Here is a 17,215-nt window from a genome sequence, read left to right on the forward strand (position 1 = left end):
GGCAGCATCTGGTTACATCGCGGCGGCAACCGCCTCGGGCAGACGCTTGAGCGCGTCATCAGTCGAGATCTGCCCGTTCACATGCTGAGTCACGACGTCGAAGATCGCTTCCTTGACGGATGACGGCTGGCCGTGGCCATGGGCCAGCGAGCCGGCAAGCGTCCCACCCTGTGCCGCTTCGGCAAGATCCTTCATTCCCTTCTTGCCGCAATCATCGAATTCGGTATCGGGCACGTCCGTACGGGCGGGCACCGAGCCCTTGACCGTGTTGAAGGCAACCTGGAAGGTCGGGTCCTCGACGGCCGAGGCCATCTTCAACTGCGCCGCGCGCTTGTCCTCGTCGCCCAGGTCGAACATCACGAACTGGTCCGAATTGAACAGGACGCTGCCTTGGGTGCCCGGAAAGCGGATGCAGACGAAATCCTCGCCCGGCTTCTTGCCCGCGCGCAGGAACTCGCCCTTGGCCCAATCGCCCATTTCCTGCGCGCCAGCCGTGCCTTCGATGACCATTGCCGAAGCGAGGTTCCAGTCTCGGCCCGAGAAACTATCATCGAAATAGCTGCGCAGCTTCGTCATGTGGTCAAAGACCTTGCGCATGGTCTCTCCGCCCAGGGCCTCGGGGTCGGCGTCGATCACGGCCTTCTTGTAGAAATCCATCCCGCCCTCGGACAGCACGACCGCCTCCCACAGCGTGCCGTCCTGCCAGGGCTGGCCGCCATGGGCGAGCGGGGTGATGCCCTGTTCCTTGAAGTTGTCCAGCATGGCGAAAAGCTCGTCCATGTTCTCGGGTGGCTTGCCCCCGGCCTTGTCCAGCGCGGCCTTGTTGATCCAAAGCCAGTTCGTCGAGTGGACGTTCACGGGTGCGGCGATCCAATGGCCGTCATACTTCGAGAAATCCTGCAAGGCGGCGGGGATCACCTTGTCCCAGCCCTGTTCGGCGGCCAGATCGTCAAGGTTGCCCAAGACGCCCATCTCGGCCCAATCTCGAATATCGAAACCAAGCATCTGAACGGCGGTCGGAGGATCTCCGGCGGTAACGCGCGCCCGCAATGCGGTCATCGCCTGCACGCCCGAGCCACCTGCGACCGGCATGTCCTGCCAGCCCACCCCCTTCGAGGCGAGATCGTCCTTCAGCACGCCGAGTGCCGCGGCCTCGCCGCCCGAGGTCCACCAATGCAGGACCTCGACGCTTTCCTCGGCATGTGCGGCTGAAATGGCCATGACGGAAATGGCCGTTCCGGCCCACAGAAATCTACGCATGTTCTCCCTCCCTCAGCCGGCTCCCGTTCCGGCACGATATTTATAACGTTTTAAATGCGGGGCCTGTCAACAAGAGTGCAGAGCGGCAACCAGCTATCTTTTCGACATATTACCGAGATCTCTGTCTGTCTGATGCCGATCAAGATATTTACAACGATGCATGCATGACGAATCGCCTGCGGCAGGGGGGAAGATGACACGGCGGGACAGACCGACGCTGCGCACCATCGCGGCGCAGGCGGGCTTGGCGGTCACGACCGTATCGCGCGCCTTGGCCGACGATCCCAGGATCGCGCCCGAAACACGGGCGCGTGTCCGCCAGATCGCGTTGCAACAGGGCTACTCTCCCGATCGTGCCGCACAGCGCCTGCGGACCGGCAGGACGAACGTGATCGCCTTTCTTCTGAACCCGCATGAGGAAATCCTGGGCTACGGTCAGTCGATGATCCGCGGGCTTACCGAAGCGCTGCGCAGCACCCCCTATCATCTGGTCATCATGCCGGTCTTTCCCGATCGGCCGGTGGTCGAACCGGTTGAAAACATCCTCCGGAACCGCTTGGCCGACGGGGTGATCTTTTCCCGCACAAGTCCGGACGACCTGCGCGTGCGTCTGCTGCTTGAACATGGGTTCCCTTTCGTAACCCATGGACGAACGGAACTTGCCACACCCCATCCCTATGTCGATTACGACAATTTCGGCTTTGCCCAGGCTGCCGCGGCCCGTCTCATCGAACTTGGCGCGCGCAAGCCTTGCCTGATCCCTGCGCCGGCGAACATGACCTTTGCCCAGCATCTTTTCATGGGGTTCCAGCGCGGATGTGGCGCGGCAGGCATCGAGGGGAAAATCCTGTCAGGTATCACCCTTGATGCAGCACCCCAGCAGATTCACGCTCGAATTGCCGATCTGATCCGGAACGATTGCCTTCCCGACGGTTTCGTCTGTCCGGGCGAGGTCAGTGCCATGGCGGTTTATGCCGCCTGCAGCGATGCCGGGCGTGCGGATGACTGCAGGATCGTGATGAAACACACGTCCGGGGTTGCGAATATCATCCGCCCCCATTTCGACAGCATCTTCGAGGATCTCGCCGAGGCGGGCGAAACCATGGGCCGCTTTCTTCTGCGTGCGATTGCGGGCGAAGGGCCAGAAAAGCTGATGTTCCTGCAGCCCGCTGAACTGGTGGAAGGTGCGTCCCGATCGCCAGGCTAAAAGGGTAAGCTATCCGATCGTATAATCTGCTCAGCCGATCGGAGAATTCTCATGCGTCTGCTCCGGGTTCATGCTGCTTGGGCGTGAACCCGGAGGAGATATCCGATGAATGCCCCAATGGCCGTCGAGAGCGCCCGCAGCGTCGCAACCAGGTTCGCGGATTGCCGCGATCGAAGGATTGCATATCGCGAACTCGGCTCGGGCGAACCGCTGATCTTGTGCCTCAGATTTCGTGGGGTTCTCGACAGTTGGGACCCGGCATTCCTCGACAGCCTCGCCAAGTCCTTCCGCGTCATCACCTTCGACTATTCCGGACTGGGCCAGTCGACGGGCGAGCCAAGTTACCGCTCGGAAGCGCTGGCCCGCGATGCCATCGATCTCGCCGATGCGCTAGGCATCGAGAAGTTCGCGATCGCGGGATGGTCGCTGGGTGGCTTGGCTGCACAGGTTGTTGCCTGTCTCATCCCCGATCGCATTACCCATGCGGTCCTTATCGGCGCGGCTCCACCCGGTAAGGTCGAAAACCCGTCTGAGCCGATCTTCCTTGAGCGAGCCCTGAAGCCGATCAATGACCTTGAGGATGAAACAATCCTGTTTTTCGAACCCGCATCGCCCGAAAGCCGTGCGGCGGCGGCGGCATCCCGAAAGCGGATCGAAGAGCGCAGCGCAGATCGCAGTCCTGCCGTCGCGCCGGAAATCTATCTGAAGTTGCTTCAGGACCGCGCCGCAGAAGATGCCTTCCCGGATATTGATGGTTACGCCGAATTCCTTGCGAATGCGGGGATCCCAATTCTCGTGATCACGGGAGATCATGAGATCGTCTTTCCTGCGCCGAACTGGTTCGCGCTGAACAGGGTCTGGAAAAGCCTGCATCTGCTTGTGTTGCCGCAGATGGGGCATGGTCCCCAGCACGAGGTGCCCGAGATGGCCGCCGAATTCATCGCGAGCTTTGTTCGCCATCGCAGCAAATCCCAACCGGCCTGATCAAGCGGCCGCAGAAGTGAGGACGGCGGGAATGTCGAACACCATCGTGCTGATCCACGGAGCTTGGCTCAATTCGCTGTGCTGGGAGAACTTCAAATCCCGCTATGAAGGTGCGGGATTCACCGTGCTTGCGCCCGACTGGCCCCATGACGACCGCTCGCCTGGCGAGCTTCGCGCCTCGCCTCATCCGGAATTGGCAAGCCTGTCGCAACGCAAGATCATCGCACATTATGCCGCGCTCATCTCGCACCTGCCGGAAGAGCCCATTCTAATCGGTCATTCCCTGGGGGGCGTATTCGTCCAGCACCTGCTCGATCAGGGCCTTGGGGTTGCGGGCGTCGCCATCGACCCTGCGCCCACGCCGGGTGTTCGGCTTTATCCACATGCCATCCGATCGGCGCTGCCGGTATTTGGCGACCCGTTCAGTTGGCAAAAGGCCAAGGTCATGTCTCGCGCTTTCTTTGGGAACCGCTTCGCGCAAACCGCACCCCGCGATCAGGTCGATGCGCTTTATGATCGCTATATCGTGCCGACGCCCGGGCGGGTCTACTGGAACGGTCTGGTCAACCCGATCAAGATCCGTTGGGACAATCCCCAGCGTGCACCGCTTTTCCTGATCGGAGGCGAGCTTGACCTGATCGCGGATAGCGAGATGACTGCCGCGATCTTTCGCAAACAGGAACGAGCGCCTTCAAGAACGGATCTGAAGATTTTCGCCGGGCGGTCGCATTGGACCTGTCTCGACACCGGTTGGGAGAAGGTTGCAGATGCCGCTTTGGACTGGGCCGTGGCCAATGCCCGCCCGCAGAGCGGCCGAACCGACGCGACGCATTCCGTGACCAGACGCAACGCGGTCAGAGCCGCAGTCTGAACAACCCCGAAGACCTAATGCCGGTCTCGCAACCGCCCCTTCGCCAAGGGGCGGGGCTGAACCTAAGTATAATTGACAGCGTGGAAAAACGCCAAGATTCTCGGGGTTGCGAAAACGACCCCGGCGGACAAAGCCTCGTTTGCGGAATTGCGCAATTTCGCGCTGGTATCGTCTTCGGGACAGGGACTTCGGACCAAGGGGGGTATCAGTTTCGCGATGGACGACTGTCCGGAGATAGCCGTCGTCGACGATGACGAGGCAATCCGCGTTGGCCTCTCGAGCCTGCTCAGATCAGAGAACTATCGGGTAGGGCTATTTGACTGCGCCGAAGCGTTTCTCGGCAGTCTTGCGCAGGCGATGCCACAATGCCTGCTTACGGATATACAATTGCCCGGGCTGAGTGGCCTCGACCTGCAGTTTCGAATGCGCGTCGATCATCCCGAGCTTCCGGTGATGGTGATGACCGCCTTTCCCTCCGAGAACGCCCGCCAGATGGCCCTTGCCACGGGCGCCATCCGATTTCTCAGCAAGCCGTTTTCCGATGGCGAATTGCTGGATTGTCTGCGCAGCTTGCTCGGACGGCCCAGATGACGAACGGACAATGGCCAGATGTGCTGGTACGTTTTTCGGACGCTTCCGCCGTGATCAGCGCAGAGCGCCCCACGCGCGAGTGAGCGTGCGGCCGTGGATCTGCACGATCGCTGTGTCGTCGTGAAACATGGTCTGGGCCCCGAAGAATTTGCGCAAACTTTGAGCAAATTCCGTCGATTTCAGATGATCCGCAAATTTTTCTTACCGAATCGCCAATCGCTTAGCCACCTTTCAATGAACGACGGCCGAGAGATTTCACGGGGGAACCATGACGAACGGATTTTCATTGAACAGGCGCCATCTGCTGGTGTCGGGGGTGGCGGTGGCAGGGCTCGGCCTCGTACCGAAACCTGCCCGCGCGCAGAGCGCCCCGGTCAAGGTTGCGGGGATCTACACCGTACCAGTCGAACAGCAATGGGTCAGCCGTATCCACAAGGCCGCTCAGGCCGCGCAGCAACGGGGCGAGATCGAATACACCTTTTCGGAAAACACCTCGAACACCGACTATCCGCGTGTAATGCGCGAATATGCGGAAGGCGGTGCACAGTTGATCGTCGGCGAGGTTTTCGGTGTCGAACAGGAGGCACGCGAGGTTGCAACGGATTATCCTGAAACGGCCTTCCTGATGGGATCGAGCTTCATGCCCGATGACGCCTTGGCAAATTTCGGGGTGTTCGACAATTATATCCAGGATGCCTCATATTTGACCGGCATCGTTGCCGGAGCGATGACCAAAAGCGGCAATATCGGCATGGTCGGAGGTTTCCCGATACCCGAGGTAAACCGCCTGATGCATGCCTTCATGGCTGGCGTCCGCGAAATGCGCCCCGATGCCAGATTCCAGATCAGCTTCATCGGTTCGTGGTTCGACCCGCCCAAGGCCAAGGAAACCGCTTTGGCCATGATCGAAAGCGGGGCCGACGTGATGTATGCCGAACGTTTCGGGGTGTCGGACGCAGCCAAGGAAAAGGGCGTGCTGGCGATCGGCAACGTCATTGATACCCAGGCGGACTACCCGGAAACCGTGGTGGCCTCGGCGCTTTGGCATTTCGAACCCACGCTTTCGGCTGCGCTCGCGAAGGTGAAGGCCGGGGAATTCCAGGCTGCGAATTTCGGGCTTTATTCCTATATGAAGGAAGGCGGTGCATCACTCGCACCCTTCGGCACCTTCGAAGGCAAGATCCCGCAGGAGGCGCTCGACATGATCGCCAGCAAAAGTGCGGCGATCAAGGATGGAAGCCTTGAGGTCGAGGTCGACGACAGCGAGCCCAAGGCTTCCTGAGCATCTCATGACCTTCACGGACCAGCCCCCCGGTTCCGTTGCGCTCCGCATGACCGGCATTACCAAGCGTTTCGGAACCGTTCTCGCCAATGACGCGATCTCGCTCGAAGTGGCGAGAGGCGAGGTGCTGGCCCTTTTGGGTGAAAACGGCGCGGGCAAGACCACTTTGATGAATATCCTTTTCGGCCATTACACGGCTGACGAAGGCGATATCGAGATTTTCGGCCAACCGCTGCCCGCCGGTCAGCCACATGCCGCGCTGGAACGCGGCGTCGGCATGGTGCACCAGCACTTCACCCTGGCCGAAAACCTGACGGTCCTTGACAACATCATGCTGGGGACCAGGCCGATATGGGCCCTGGGGTCTGGCAAGGCCCGTGCCATGGAACGGCTTCAAAAACTGGCCATGGAGTTCGGTCTTGCGGTTGATCCGAACGCCCGCGTATCGGATCTCTCGGTCGGAGAGCGGCAACGGGTCGAAATCCTCAAGGCCCTTTACCGCGATGCGCGGGTTCTGATCCTTGACGAACCGACGGCCGTCCTGACACCGCAAGAGGCGGATGCCCTGTTCGCGACCCTGCGGCAGGCCGTCGATCGCGGGTTGGCGGTGATCTTCATTTCACACAAGCTGCATCAGGTCATGGCAATCGCCGATCGCGTCATCGTCATGCGCCATGGTCGCATCTCGGGAGAAGCGCGGGTCGCCCAGACGACTCCTAGGCAACTTGCCGCGCTCATGGTCGGAGCCGAGGTCAGGATCCCTGCCGTGAGTGAGGTCAGTGAGGGCGAGGTCTCACTGCGGCTTGACGATGTTTCGACGCGCGGTTTCCATCCGGATCTGACATCGATCGACCTCGAACTCGTGTCGGGCCGCATAACCGGGCTGGCCGGTGTCTCGGGAAACGGGCAGGGGGCAATTGCTGCGCTGATCGCCGGTTTGGCCTCGCCCCGCACGGGCCGCATCGAAATCGCCGGGCGGCCGGTGGACGATTGGTCCGCTCAAGCAGCCATCCGCCTCGGTGTGGGACGAATTCCCGAAGATCGCCATCACACGGGAACGATCGGCGATTTCAGCCTGACCGAAAATTCCGTGCTGGAGCAGATCCATGACCCGCGCTTCTCGCGCCGTGGATGGATCAATTGGCCTGCGGCACGAGCTCGTGCCGCATCGCTCATCCGCGACTTCGACATTCGCTGCCCTGGGCCCGACACACGCATTCGCCTGCTGTCCGGTGGAAACATGCAGAAGTTGATCCTTGGCCGTGTTCTGGCCGAAGCTCCGTCGATCATCCTGGCGAACCAGCCCGTGCGTGGCCTCGACATAGGTGCCGTGACCTTTGTCCAGGAACAGCTTTTGGCGGCCCGCGCGCGCGGAGCGGCGGTGCTCCTGATTTCCGAAGATCTTGAAGAAATCATGCTCTTGTCGGATATTATTCATGTAATTTATCAAGGAAATCTCTCACCCGCCTTTCACCGCGGATCAATCAACCAGGCGGATTTGGGCATGTGGATGGCGGGGCAGGGGTTTGATCATGCGGCTTGAGCCGATTGTCGCGCCCAGCATGATGCGCCGGCTCGTACCCCCTATCATTGCATTTGCCGCAACAATGGGGCTGGGCGGTCTGCTTGCGCTGATCGCGGGCGCTGATCCACTCGGGGTGTTCGGACTGATGGTGAGGGGCGCAATCGGCTCGAAATTCGCCCTGCTGGAAACGCTCAATCGTGCCACACCCCTGATTTTCACCGGCCTTGCCGTTGCCGTCGCCTTTCGGGCCCGTCTTTGGAATATCGGTGCGGAAGCTCAGTTGTACGCCGGCGCGCTGATGGCCGTGTTGCTTGGCACGGGAACCTTGCCACTGCCGGGACCGATCCTGATCCCGGTGTTGGCCCTCGCAGCGATCCTTGCGGGTGCGCTCCTGCTCGTCGGTCCGGCCCTCCTCAAATTGCGCTTCGGGGTCGATGAGGTCGTGACCACACTCCTTTTGAATTTCGTCATGCTTCTTTTCGTCTCGATGCTGCTTGAAGGGCCGCTGAAAGATCCGATGGGCATGGGCTGGCCCAAATCCCCGGCCTTGCTGAAGGAAGCACGCCTTCCGCGTATCATTCCCGGGCTTCGCCTGCACTGGGGCTTCGGGCTGGCTCTCATCGCGGCATGCGCCATATGGATCCTCGATCGCCGCACGGTGGCCGGGTTCGAAATGCGGGCGGTCGGCGCAGGGGAGGCCGCCGCGCGCTTCGCGGGGATCAAGGTTCCGCGTGTCGTTATCCGTACCGCCGCGATTTCGGGTGGTCTGGCGGCCCTTGCCGGCTTCTCCGAGGTGGCAGGGCTGAAAGGAAACCTCACGCTCGATCTTTCACCCGGATATGGCTACACCGGCATCGTTGTCGCCATGCTGGCAGCACTGAACCCCCTCGGTGTGGTTCTGGCGGCTCTCTTCGTGGCGGCCATCTTCGTCGGCGCCGACAGCATGAGCCGGGCAGTCGGCGTTCCGACCTATATAGCCGACATGCTTCTTTCCTTTTCACTGCTTGGGATGGTTCTTGCGCTGGCCATGACTCGTTACCGGTTGCGGCGCGCATGACGGACATCCTGTCGATCCTCGTTTCGCTCAGTCTTTGGGTCGCCATGGTGCGGATCGCATCGCCGCTGATCTTCGCGACCCTGGGCGAATTGCTTTGCGAACGGGCGGGCGTCCTGAATCTCGGCATAGAAGGCATCATGGTGGCCGGTGCGTTCGCGGGCTGGTTTGCGGCCTATTCAGGCCTTGGCCTTTGGCCTTCAGTTCTCGTTGCCTGCCTTGCCGGGATGGGCTTCGGAGCATTGCACGCGACGCTCTCCGTTCTTTTCGGGCTTTCGCAGCATGTGGTGGGAATCGGCATTACCCTTCTAGCCACATCGTCGAGCTATTACGCCTACAGAATTGCGTTGCCCGAGGTCACCTCGCCACCGAAGATCGATGCATTCCAGAATTGGGCTATCCCAATGCTGTCGGGGATTCCGGTTCTCGGCCCGGTCTTCTTCAACCAGACGCCCCTGACCTATCTGGCCTTTGTCCTGACGCTCGCTCTGATGCTGCTGCTATCCCACACGCCGCTTGGTCTGGCGATCCGAGCCGTGGGGGAAAACCCATCGGCCGTCGAGGCACAGGGGCTCTCCGTTGCAGCATTGCGCGCGGGCGCGGTCATTGCAGGGTCGGGGCTGATGGGAATTGGCGGATCGTTTCTGACGCTTTCATCCTTCAACTCCTTCTTCTTCGAAATGGTCAACGGGCGCGGCTGGATCTGCATCGCCCTGGTCGTTTTCGGGGCATGGAAGCCGGGAAAGGCCGTTGCGGGCGCCTTTCTCTTTTCAGCCTTCGACGCCATGCAGATCCGGCTCCAGCAGACACCACTCGGGGCGCATATGCCTTATCAGGTATTCCTCATGCTGCCATATCTTCTGTCGATCCTGGCGTTGATCGTTTCGTCGCGACGCGCATCCGTTCCCGCCGCATTGATGCAGCCCTTTCGCAAGGGCGAAAGATAGAAAGGTCCCAGATGAGCCAGTTCGATCTGATCGTGACCGGGGGTGTCCTGCCCGATGGGACCCGAGCCGATATCGGCATTAACGGCGACCGGATCTCGGCCGTCGGAGTTCTGCCGGACACCGTCGAGGCCGGTGAAATCATCGACGCGAGTGGCGATCTTGTCAGCCCTCCCTTCGTTGATCCGCATTTCCACATGGATGCGACGTTGAGCTATGGTCTTCCACGCATCAACGCCTCGGGAACATTGCTCGAAGGGATTGCCCTTTGGGGCGAACTCAAGGAAATCGTCACGATTGAAGACATGGTGCAGCGCGGCCTGACCTATTGCGACTGGGCCGCATCCATGGGCTTGCTTGCAATACGCAGCCATGTGGACACCTGCGACGATCGGTTGCTGGGCGTGCAGGCAATGCTAGAACTTCGCGAAAAGGTAAGGGATTACATAGACCTGCAACTTGTGGCCTTCCCCCAGGATGGCTACTATCGCGATCCCACCGCGCGGGAAAACACGATCCGGGCGCTGGATATGGGGGTCGAGGTCGTGGGAGGTATCCCGCATTTCGAGCGAACCATGTCCGATGGTGCTGCTTCGCTCAGGGAACTGTGTCAAATCGCGGCTGAACGCGGGCTGATGGTCGACATCCATTGCGACGAGACCGACGATCCCATGTCGCGCCATATCGAAACCCTGGCCTATGAGACGCGGCGTCTCGGTCTTCAGGGGCGGGTCACCGGCAGCCACCTGACGTCGATGCACTCGATGGACAATTACTATGTCTCGAAGCTCCTGCCACTGATTGCAGAGGCAGGCGTTTCGGCGATACCGAACCCGCTCATCAATATCATGTTGCAGGGTCGGCACGACAGCTATCCGAAGCGGAGGGGGCTGACGCGGGTAAAGGAAATGAGGGCTGCCGGTATCCGTGTTGGCTGGGGCCAGGATTGCGTCCTTGATCCATGGTACTCGCTCGGAACGGCAGACATGCTTGATGTGGCCTTCATGGGACTGCATGTTGCCCAGATGTCATCGCCCGAGGATATGGCGAGTTGCTTTCGGATGGTTACCGAAACCAATGCAGGAATCATCGGACTGGACGATTTCGGGCTAAGCGTTGGAAAACGGGCGTCGCTGGTCATTCTGGATGCCGCAGATCCCGTCGAGGCGCTGCGTCTAAGGCCCACGAGGCTAACCGTCATTTCGCGGGGAAAGGTCATTGCGCGCAGTCCAAAAGGCGATACCACCCTGTCCATTCCTGGTCGTCCCGAGTTGGTCCGAAGACGCGCGATCACTTGCACGACATAAGATTGCGGATGCTGGGCCAATTTCAGTCCCATCTCGCTGCATGGGCGCATATATTATAACATAATCTTCGTTATCCGCATTTAGCGACTGGCGCGAGCGCCATCGACGACCTCCCGGGAACTGAAGCGAAATATGTTCCTGGATAGCGAACTTCCGCAGAATAGCGGCGACTTTGCCGTGAATGCGCAGAACATGTACGCACGGCGTCGCGCGCGGCACCGAAAGCTCGTCATCCATCCTGAATTGAAGGCTGCGGTCGAATACGCACTCAAGTCCGGTTGGTCGCCCGAGCAGATCGCGGAAAGCATGCGGCTTGGTCACCACGATGATCGGGCGGACCAGCCGGTTTCTCGTCGTGCCGCAGACAATGAAAAGCGTAGGAAATCGATCACGGCCCGGATCGCCCGGGTGCTGATGCCCCTGCCCGGGCACGCCTGCCGCTCGGTCCGCTTTGATCGCGGCTTCGAGTGTCTCCAGCCAAATTCCTTGGCCTCCGCATGCCCGCCGTACTGTCCCAGGCCCATATCCTCGGCGGCGGACATCGCCGCGCCGGGCACGCATCGCAACCCAGCTCGCATCCGGGCGGGCGCGTCGAGCATCGCAAATTTGCACGATAACCGGGTTGCTTGTTCGCGAGAGGATGGGGAGGTCCGAAGCATCCAAATGCCGGTCAGTCAGTCACGCCGCCTGAGTTCAGATTCGCGGCGCGCAAGTGCCTCGGGCGTCCAGATCGCGGCCCGATCATAAAATTCCCGGAATACGGGGACTTCAGACGAAAGCAACACCCAAGGATGAGCGCTGAGCGCGAAGATATGGACGTCGGGCTTGACCAGCCGGGCGGATTCGAGCGTGCCAACACGGACAAACGCCAAGCGTGGCCCGGAATCGGCATAATGAGACCAGAGTATGCCGTGGCATGTCACGCATCGGGCAACCTTCTGACCCTGGCCACTTTCCGAAGGGAGGATGTCATATTCGACAGATCCGCATTCAAGAACGACATGGCGCGTCTCGATAAGTGCATTCAACACGAAGGCGCTGCCCGTTTCGCGCTGGCACCAGGTGCAATGGCAACAATGGACGATCAGCGGTTCCGCCGCCAGTTCGTAGCGGACGGTTCCACAAGGGCAATGTCCCTGCATGGTCGGTTGCCTCACCTGCGGCAGCATGAGATGCGCAGCTCGTTGGGTATCACAGGTTGCGTCACTCGTCTGCAGTTTCGACGCTGGATTGCGATGGTCAGCCGAGTTCCATGGACGCCACCGCCTGAAGCGACAAGTCACCCACAGGCGCAGGGCCCCGATACATTCTTGCGGTCGAAAATCCCGGATCGAAGCCGAGTCGCACAAGCCGGTCGGCGAGCCTTCTGGATGACGCCGGAAGATCGATCGAAACCTGCGGTGCGGGCAACGTGGCAAGCGCGGCCCGGGCAAGATCAAGCGCTCTCTCATGACCGGGTGCGACGATCGGGCCGATCTTTGCCCCATCGCGGCAAAGCCGGATCGTCGCAAAGCCTTCGGCACTCGCTGATCCGTCGGCGATGACAGTCAACCTGCAGGGCGAAGGCGAAAGCCATCCTTGCAGGAAGCCTGACCTGTCAACCCCGGTCGCGGCCCGGTCGAGCTTCATGCAGGCTGCGAGGTCGTCCCGAGCAAAGGGACGAATCCCGGGCACGGGAGCGCCGCTCATCCGTCCGGTGTATCGTGTCGTTGCCCCTGCAAGCACGAAACCCGACTTGGCATAGTTCGCCTGCTGCGCTGCCACGCCGTCAAGCCCGATCGTCCTCCTTTCGGCATGGGCGATCGCCTGCTTCCACAGGGCGAAGCCGATACCCCTGCCCCGATAGGCCCGAAGGCAGATATAGAGGCCCAGGAACGAAAAGTGCTTGTCGTGATTGACGACCGAAATCGCTGCTACGGGATTGCCGTCCAGATCAGCGACAAAGAAGCCCGTGGGATCGGTTTCAAAGAAGGCATTGGCATCATCCAGACCCGGGTTCCATCCTTCGGAGGCGGCCCAGTCGAGGATCACCGGAAGTTCTTCCTGACGCATGTTTCGAAAGAGAATGGTCATGATCTGAGCGCCTCACGCAGCGATGCAGGGGCCGAATCGCGGTTCCGAAGGTCCAGCGAGGTCATCAGCGAAATCAGATGCTCCTTCATCAACTCGTCCGCCTTGTCCTCATTCCCCGTCGCCAATGCGTCGATCAGGGCCGCATGAGCATGAGATTCGCAGAGTGCCGCGCGGCGTTGCCAATAAAGCGCGATCACAAGCGAAGATCTCGCCACCAGTTGCGAGATGAATTCGGTGATCGTGTCCTGATCGGCGATCCGCGCGATCTCGACATGAAACTGACCGGAAAGATGAAGCGCCTGCCCCGACCGCCCCGCCTCAAGGGCCTCGTGTTCCTGACGAATGTGCTGGCGCAGATGCTCGATCTGGGAGGGCGAGATTCGGGAGGCTGCCGCGCGGGACGTTCTTGGCTCCAGCAGCAGCCGTGCCTCGAACACCTCCTGTGCTTCGCGAATGCTTGGCTGCGCCACGAATGCGCCGTGGTTGCGCCTGATTTCGACGAGGCGGCTGTGACCCAGACGCTGAAGCGCGGCGCGAACGACGGTTCTCGAGACACCGAAAACTTCGCCGACCTCGTCTTCTGACAGTTTCGAACCCGGCGTGAGCCGATGTTCGTGAATCGCATGAGCAAGCGAGGCGGCGATGGCCTCTGCACTGTTCTGCCTGGCCGGTTGCGCCATGGGGTGCCTCCTTTCCCAAGATAACTGTCCACCCGAAACGCCTGCCGCAAGATCGGCAGATCTGAACACACTATTGTATACATGTTCGGATCAAATTGCGGGCGATCAACTTCGCGATCAGATCAATTGCCGCGCATTGTCAGAAAAGCGCCTTGCTCCCGTTCGATTTTTTCTGCTGCGGCGCGGAATCATCGCAGGCTTGGAAGATCAGCCGGACTTGAAGGAACGCGGATGCGCACCCCGAACGATCTCGAGCTTGCCAATCTCAGCAAGCGGTATGGCGATACGGTGGCCGTGAACGGCATCAGCCATATTTTCGCACCTGCCAGCTATGTCTGCCTGCTTGGCCCTTCGGGCTGCGGCAAATCGACGACCCTGCGGATGATCGCGGGGCACGAAAGCGTGTCGGACGGCAATATCGTGCTGGAAGGGAAGGAAATCTCGCACCTGGCGCCGGCGCAGCGCGGCACGGCGATGATGTTTCAAAGCTATGCCCTGTTTCCGCATCTTTCGGTCGAAGACAACGTCGCCTTCAGCCTGAAGATGAAGGGGGTCGACAAGGCGACAAGAATGGCCAAGGCGCACAAGCTCTTGGAACTCGTCGCGATGGACCACCTGTCAAAGCGGATGCCGGCCCAGCTTTCCGGGGGTCAGCAGCAGCGCGTAGCCTTGGCGCGCGCGCTGATCACCGAGCCGCGCGTGCTGCTGCTGGACGAGCCCCTGTCCGCCTTGGACCCGTTTCTGCGCATCCGGATGCGGGCCGAGTTGAAGCGGTTGCAACGCGAGCTTGAGATCACCTTCATCCATGTCACCCATGGTCAGGACGAAGCCCTGGCCTTGGCGGATGAGGTTGTCGTCATGAACAATGCGGCGATCGAACAGGCTGGCTCGCCCCGCCAAGTCTGGAGCCGCCCGCGCACTGAGTTCGTGGCGCGGTTCATGGGCGGACACAATGTGATCACAGTGAACGGCGAGCGTTACGCCATCCGATCGGACGTCATCCGGATCGGGAACGAGGGCCTGCCTGCAACAGCCACGGGCGTCGAATATCAGGGGGATCGCGTCGCGATCACCACGCGCACGGAAGCAGAGGAGGAAATCGTCGCATTGCTTCCGGAAGAACACTTCTTCGGTCAGCCGATCAATCCCGGTGATGCCGTCAATCTCGGCTGGGATGCTCGTTGGCAGCACCCGCTGGAAGCCTGAACCAACCACAAAAGAAAAATCAGACAGAGAGGAGATGCCATGTCCAGAATGAGATTTTCCCGCCGTTCGCTTCTCAAGACCGGTGGTGCCGCCGTCGCCGCTTCGGCCTTTCCCGCGCCGATGATCTGGGCGCAGGAGATCAAGGATGTCACCTTGCGCCAGTTCGGCACGGGTGTGTCGAACCTCAATGAGGTCGCCCAGAAGGTCAAGGAAGACCTGGGGTTCACGCTTGAGATGACTGCGCTCGATAGCGACAGCGTCACCCAGCGCGCCGCGACCCAGCCCGACAGTTTCGACATCGCCGATATCGAATACTGGATCTGCAAGAAGGTCTGGCCGACCGGCAACCTGCAGGCGATGGATACGTCGAAGATCAAGAACTACGACAAGATCGTCGGGATCTTCAAGGATGGCAAGCTGACGCCGGAAAGCGTCATTGCGCAGGGCACCGCGCCGCACACGGTCGGCTTTGTCGAAGGGCCCGACAGCAAGGCATTTGCGACAGAACAGACCCAGTGGATGACCCTTATCCCCACGATCTACAATGCAGACACGCTGGGTATTCGTCCCGACCTCATCGGCCGTCCGATCGAGACCTGGGCCGAGCTTCTGAACCCGGAATTCAAGGGCAAGGCCTCGATCCTCGACATCTCGTCCATTGGCATCATGGACATGGCCATGGTCTGCGAATCCATGGGCGAGATCAAATACGGCGACAAGGGCAACATGACCAAGGAGGAGATCGACAAGACGATCGCGATCTTCACCGAGGCCAAAAAAGCTGGCCAGTTCCGTGCCTTCTGGAAGTCTTTTGATGAAAGCGTGAACCTGATGGCCTCGGGCGAGGTCGTCATCCAGTCGATGTGGTCGCCCGCCATCACCGCCGTCAAGACACGCGGCATTCCCTGCGTCTACCAGCCGCTGAAGGAAGGCTATCGCAGCTGGGGCGGCGGAATTGGCCTGTCGAAATCGCTCAACGGCATCGCGCTGGACGCGGCCTATGAATATATCAACTGGTATCTCTCGGGCTGGGTCGGCGGCTTCCTGATGCGCCAGGGCTATTATTCTGCCGTGCCTGAAACCTCGAAAGAGCACATGACTCCCAACGAATGGGGCTACTGGTTCGAGGGCAAGGCTGCCGCCGAGGATATCTCCAACCCCTTCGGCGATGTCATGGCAAAGGCCGGCGAGGTCCGCGACGGAGGCTCGTTCTACGAGCGCATGGGAGCGGTCGCCTGCTGGAACTCGGTCATGGACGAGAACCAGTACATGGTCCGCAAATGGAACGAATTCATCGCCTCATGATATTCCCAGCACGAAGGCAGGCCCCGCCTGCCTTCGCCGCGAAGCCCTGACCCGAGGCCCGCCCATGTCGCTTTCCAAATCCGAAACACTCAGGGGATGGGCGCTTGCCTCCCCTCTCGTCCTGGTGCTTCTGGCCTTTCTGGTCCTGCCGATCGTCATGATCGTGATCGTCAGCTTCTGGCAGGCAACCGAATTTTCGATCGTGCCGGCTTTCTCGCTTGAGAATTACGAATTCCTTTTCACCTCGCCAGTCACATACAAGGTGTTCTGGGCGACCTTTCGCTATGCGCTGATCACCTGGGCGACAACCTTGCTGATCGGTTTCACGGTAGCCTATTACCTCGCGTTCCACATCCGTTCCAGCCACATGCAGACGGTGCTGTTTCTTGTCTGCACCATCCCGTTCCTGACCTCGAACATCATCCGGATGATCTCGTGGATTCCGTTTCTTGGCCGCAACGGCATCGCCAATCAGGCGCTGATCGGCATGGGGGTGATAGATCAGCCGCTGGAATGGCTGCTCTATTCCGATTTTTCGGTGATTCTGGCCTTCGTGCATCTCTATACGCTTTTCATGATCGTGCCGATCTTCAACACCATGATGCGGATCGACCGATCGCTGATCGAAGCCGCCCGAGACAATGGCGCGTCGGGCTGGCAGATCCTGACCAACGTGATCATTCCGCTTTCGAAACCCGGCATCATGATCGGTACCATCTTCGTGCTGACGCTGGTGATGGGGGATTTCATCACCGTGCGTTTCATGTCCGGTTCTCAGGCCGCGAATGTCGGGCGTCTGATCTCGAACGACATCTCGTTGCTGCAATACCCGTCCGCATCGGCAACTTCGGTCGTTCTGCTCATCACCGTCTTGCTGATCATCGGCACGCTGATGCGCTTCGTGAATATTCGCAGGGAGCTCTGAG

Annotated in this window: 16 protein-coding genes; 12 read left to right on the forward strand and 4 right to left on the reverse strand. The window is 60.3% G+C overall.

Annotation, left to right across the window (positions count from 1 at the left end; genetic code table 11):
• Nucleotides 1-12 precede the first annotated feature (12 nt).
• Complete coding sequence (locus RGQ15_RS17820; RefSeq protein ID WP_311162047.1) at nt 13-1,260, reverse strand: ABC transporter substrate-binding protein; 1,248 nt, start codon at nt 1,258-1,260, stop codon at nt 13-15.
• 193 nt (nt 1,261-1,453) lie between these two features.
• Here RGQ15_RS17820 and RGQ15_RS17825 point away from each other — a divergent pair, with 193 nt between their 5' ends.
• From RGQ15_RS17825 to RGQ15_RS17865, 9 genes are all read left to right on the forward strand, one after another.
• Nucleotides 1,454-2,467, forward strand: a complete 1,014-nt coding sequence (locus RGQ15_RS17825) for a LacI family transcriptional regulator (RefSeq protein WP_311162049.1) — start codon at nt 1,454-1,456, stop codon at nt 2,465-2,467.
• A gap of 105 nt (nt 2,468-2,572) precedes the next feature.
• Nucleotides 2,573-3,451: an alpha/beta fold hydrolase gene (locus RGQ15_RS17830; RefSeq protein WP_311162050.1), complete on the forward strand. Its 879-nt coding sequence runs from the start codon at nt 2,573-2,575 to the stop codon at nt 3,449-3,451.
• Between the two features lie 31 nt (nt 3,452-3,482).
• Entirely contained in the window at nt 3,483-4,322 is an 840-nt protein-coding gene (locus tag RGQ15_RS17835) for an alpha/beta hydrolase (protein WP_311162051.1), read from the forward strand.
• 216 nt (nt 4,323-4,538) lie between these two features.
• The gene (locus tag RGQ15_RS17840) at nt 4,539-4,913 is read left to right on the forward strand and encodes a response regulator transcription factor (protein WP_311162052.1); all 375 of its coding nucleotides are present in this window, start codon (nt 4,539-4,541) and stop codon (nt 4,911-4,913) included.
• Between the two features lie 268 nt (nt 4,914-5,181).
• Complete coding sequence (locus RGQ15_RS17845) at nt 5,182-6,195, forward strand: BMP family protein (protein WP_311162055.1); 1,014 nt, start codon at nt 5,182-5,184, stop codon at nt 6,193-6,195.
• 7 nt (nt 6,196-6,202) lie between these two features.
• Nucleotides 6,203-7,738 carry an ABC transporter ATP-binding protein gene (locus tag RGQ15_RS17850; RefSeq protein WP_311162056.1) on the forward strand — a complete coding sequence of 512 codons (1,536 nt, stop codon included), beginning with the start codon at nt 6,203-6,205 and terminating at the stop codon, nt 7,736-7,738.
• The gene (locus RGQ15_RS17855) at nt 7,728-8,777 is read left to right on the forward strand and encodes an ABC transporter permease (protein ID WP_311162057.1); all 1,050 of its coding nucleotides are present in this window, start codon (nt 7,728-7,730) and stop codon (nt 8,775-8,777) included. Before RGQ15_RS17850 ends, RGQ15_RS17855 begins: the two co-directional genes overlap by 11 nt.
• Nucleotides 8,774-9,721 carry an ABC transporter permease gene (locus tag RGQ15_RS17860; protein ID WP_311162059.1) on the forward strand — a complete coding sequence of 316 codons (948 nt, stop codon included), beginning with the start codon at nt 8,774-8,776 and terminating at the stop codon, nt 9,719-9,721. Before RGQ15_RS17855 ends, RGQ15_RS17860 begins: the two co-directional genes overlap by 4 nt.
• Before the next feature lie 11 nt (nt 9,722-9,732).
• Nucleotides 9,733-11,025 (forward strand): amidohydrolase family protein, encoded by a 1,293-nt coding sequence (locus RGQ15_RS17865; protein WP_311162061.1) that lies wholly within the window; start codon nt 9,733-9,735, stop codon nt 11,023-11,025.
• A gap of 674 nt (nt 11,026-11,699) precedes the next feature.
• Here the strand turns inward: RGQ15_RS17865 and RGQ15_RS17870 are convergent.
• From RGQ15_RS17870 to RGQ15_RS17880, 3 genes are all read right to left on the reverse strand, one after another.
• Nucleotides 11,700-12,167, reverse strand: a complete 468-nt coding sequence (locus tag RGQ15_RS17870; RefSeq protein ID WP_311162062.1) for a GFA family protein — start codon at nt 12,165-12,167, stop codon at nt 11,700-11,702.
• A 97-nt stretch (nt 12,168-12,264) separates the two neighbouring features.
• Entirely contained in the window at nt 12,265-13,098 is an 834-nt protein-coding gene (locus tag RGQ15_RS17875; RefSeq protein ID WP_311162063.1) for a GNAT family N-acetyltransferase, read from the reverse strand.
• Nucleotides 13,095-13,778, reverse strand: coding sequence for a GntR family transcriptional regulator (locus RGQ15_RS17880; protein ID WP_311162064.1), 684 nt, complete (start codon nt 13,776-13,778; stop codon nt 13,095-13,097). The genes RGQ15_RS17875 and RGQ15_RS17880 overlap by 4 nt, the downstream gene beginning before the upstream one ends.
• Nucleotides 13,779-14,009: 231 nt before the next feature.
• On the opposite strand from RGQ15_RS17880, the gene RGQ15_RS17885 reads away from it, so the two are divergent.
• From RGQ15_RS17885 to RGQ15_RS17895, 3 genes are all read left to right on the forward strand, one after another.
• Entirely contained in the window at nt 14,010-14,984 is a 975-nt protein-coding gene (locus RGQ15_RS17885) for an ABC transporter ATP-binding protein (protein ID WP_311162065.1), read from the forward strand.
• Between the two features lie 39 nt (nt 14,985-15,023).
• Nucleotides 15,024-16,289 carry an ABC transporter substrate-binding protein gene (locus RGQ15_RS17890; RefSeq protein ID WP_311162066.1) on the forward strand — a complete coding sequence of 422 codons (1,266 nt, stop codon included), beginning with the start codon at nt 15,024-15,026 and terminating at the stop codon, nt 16,287-16,289.
• Between the two features lie 64 nt (nt 16,290-16,353).
• The gene (locus tag RGQ15_RS17895) at nt 16,354-17,214 is read left to right on the forward strand and encodes an ABC transporter permease (RefSeq protein ID WP_311162069.1); all 861 of its coding nucleotides are present in this window, start codon (nt 16,354-16,356) and stop codon (nt 17,212-17,214) included.
• Nucleotide 17,215: the final 1 nt, after the last annotated feature.

The organism is Paracoccus sp. MBLB3053, assembly GCF_031822435.1.
Lineage (GTDB): Bacteria > Pseudomonadota > Alphaproteobacteria > Rhodobacterales > Rhodobacteraceae > Paracoccus > Paracoccus aurantius.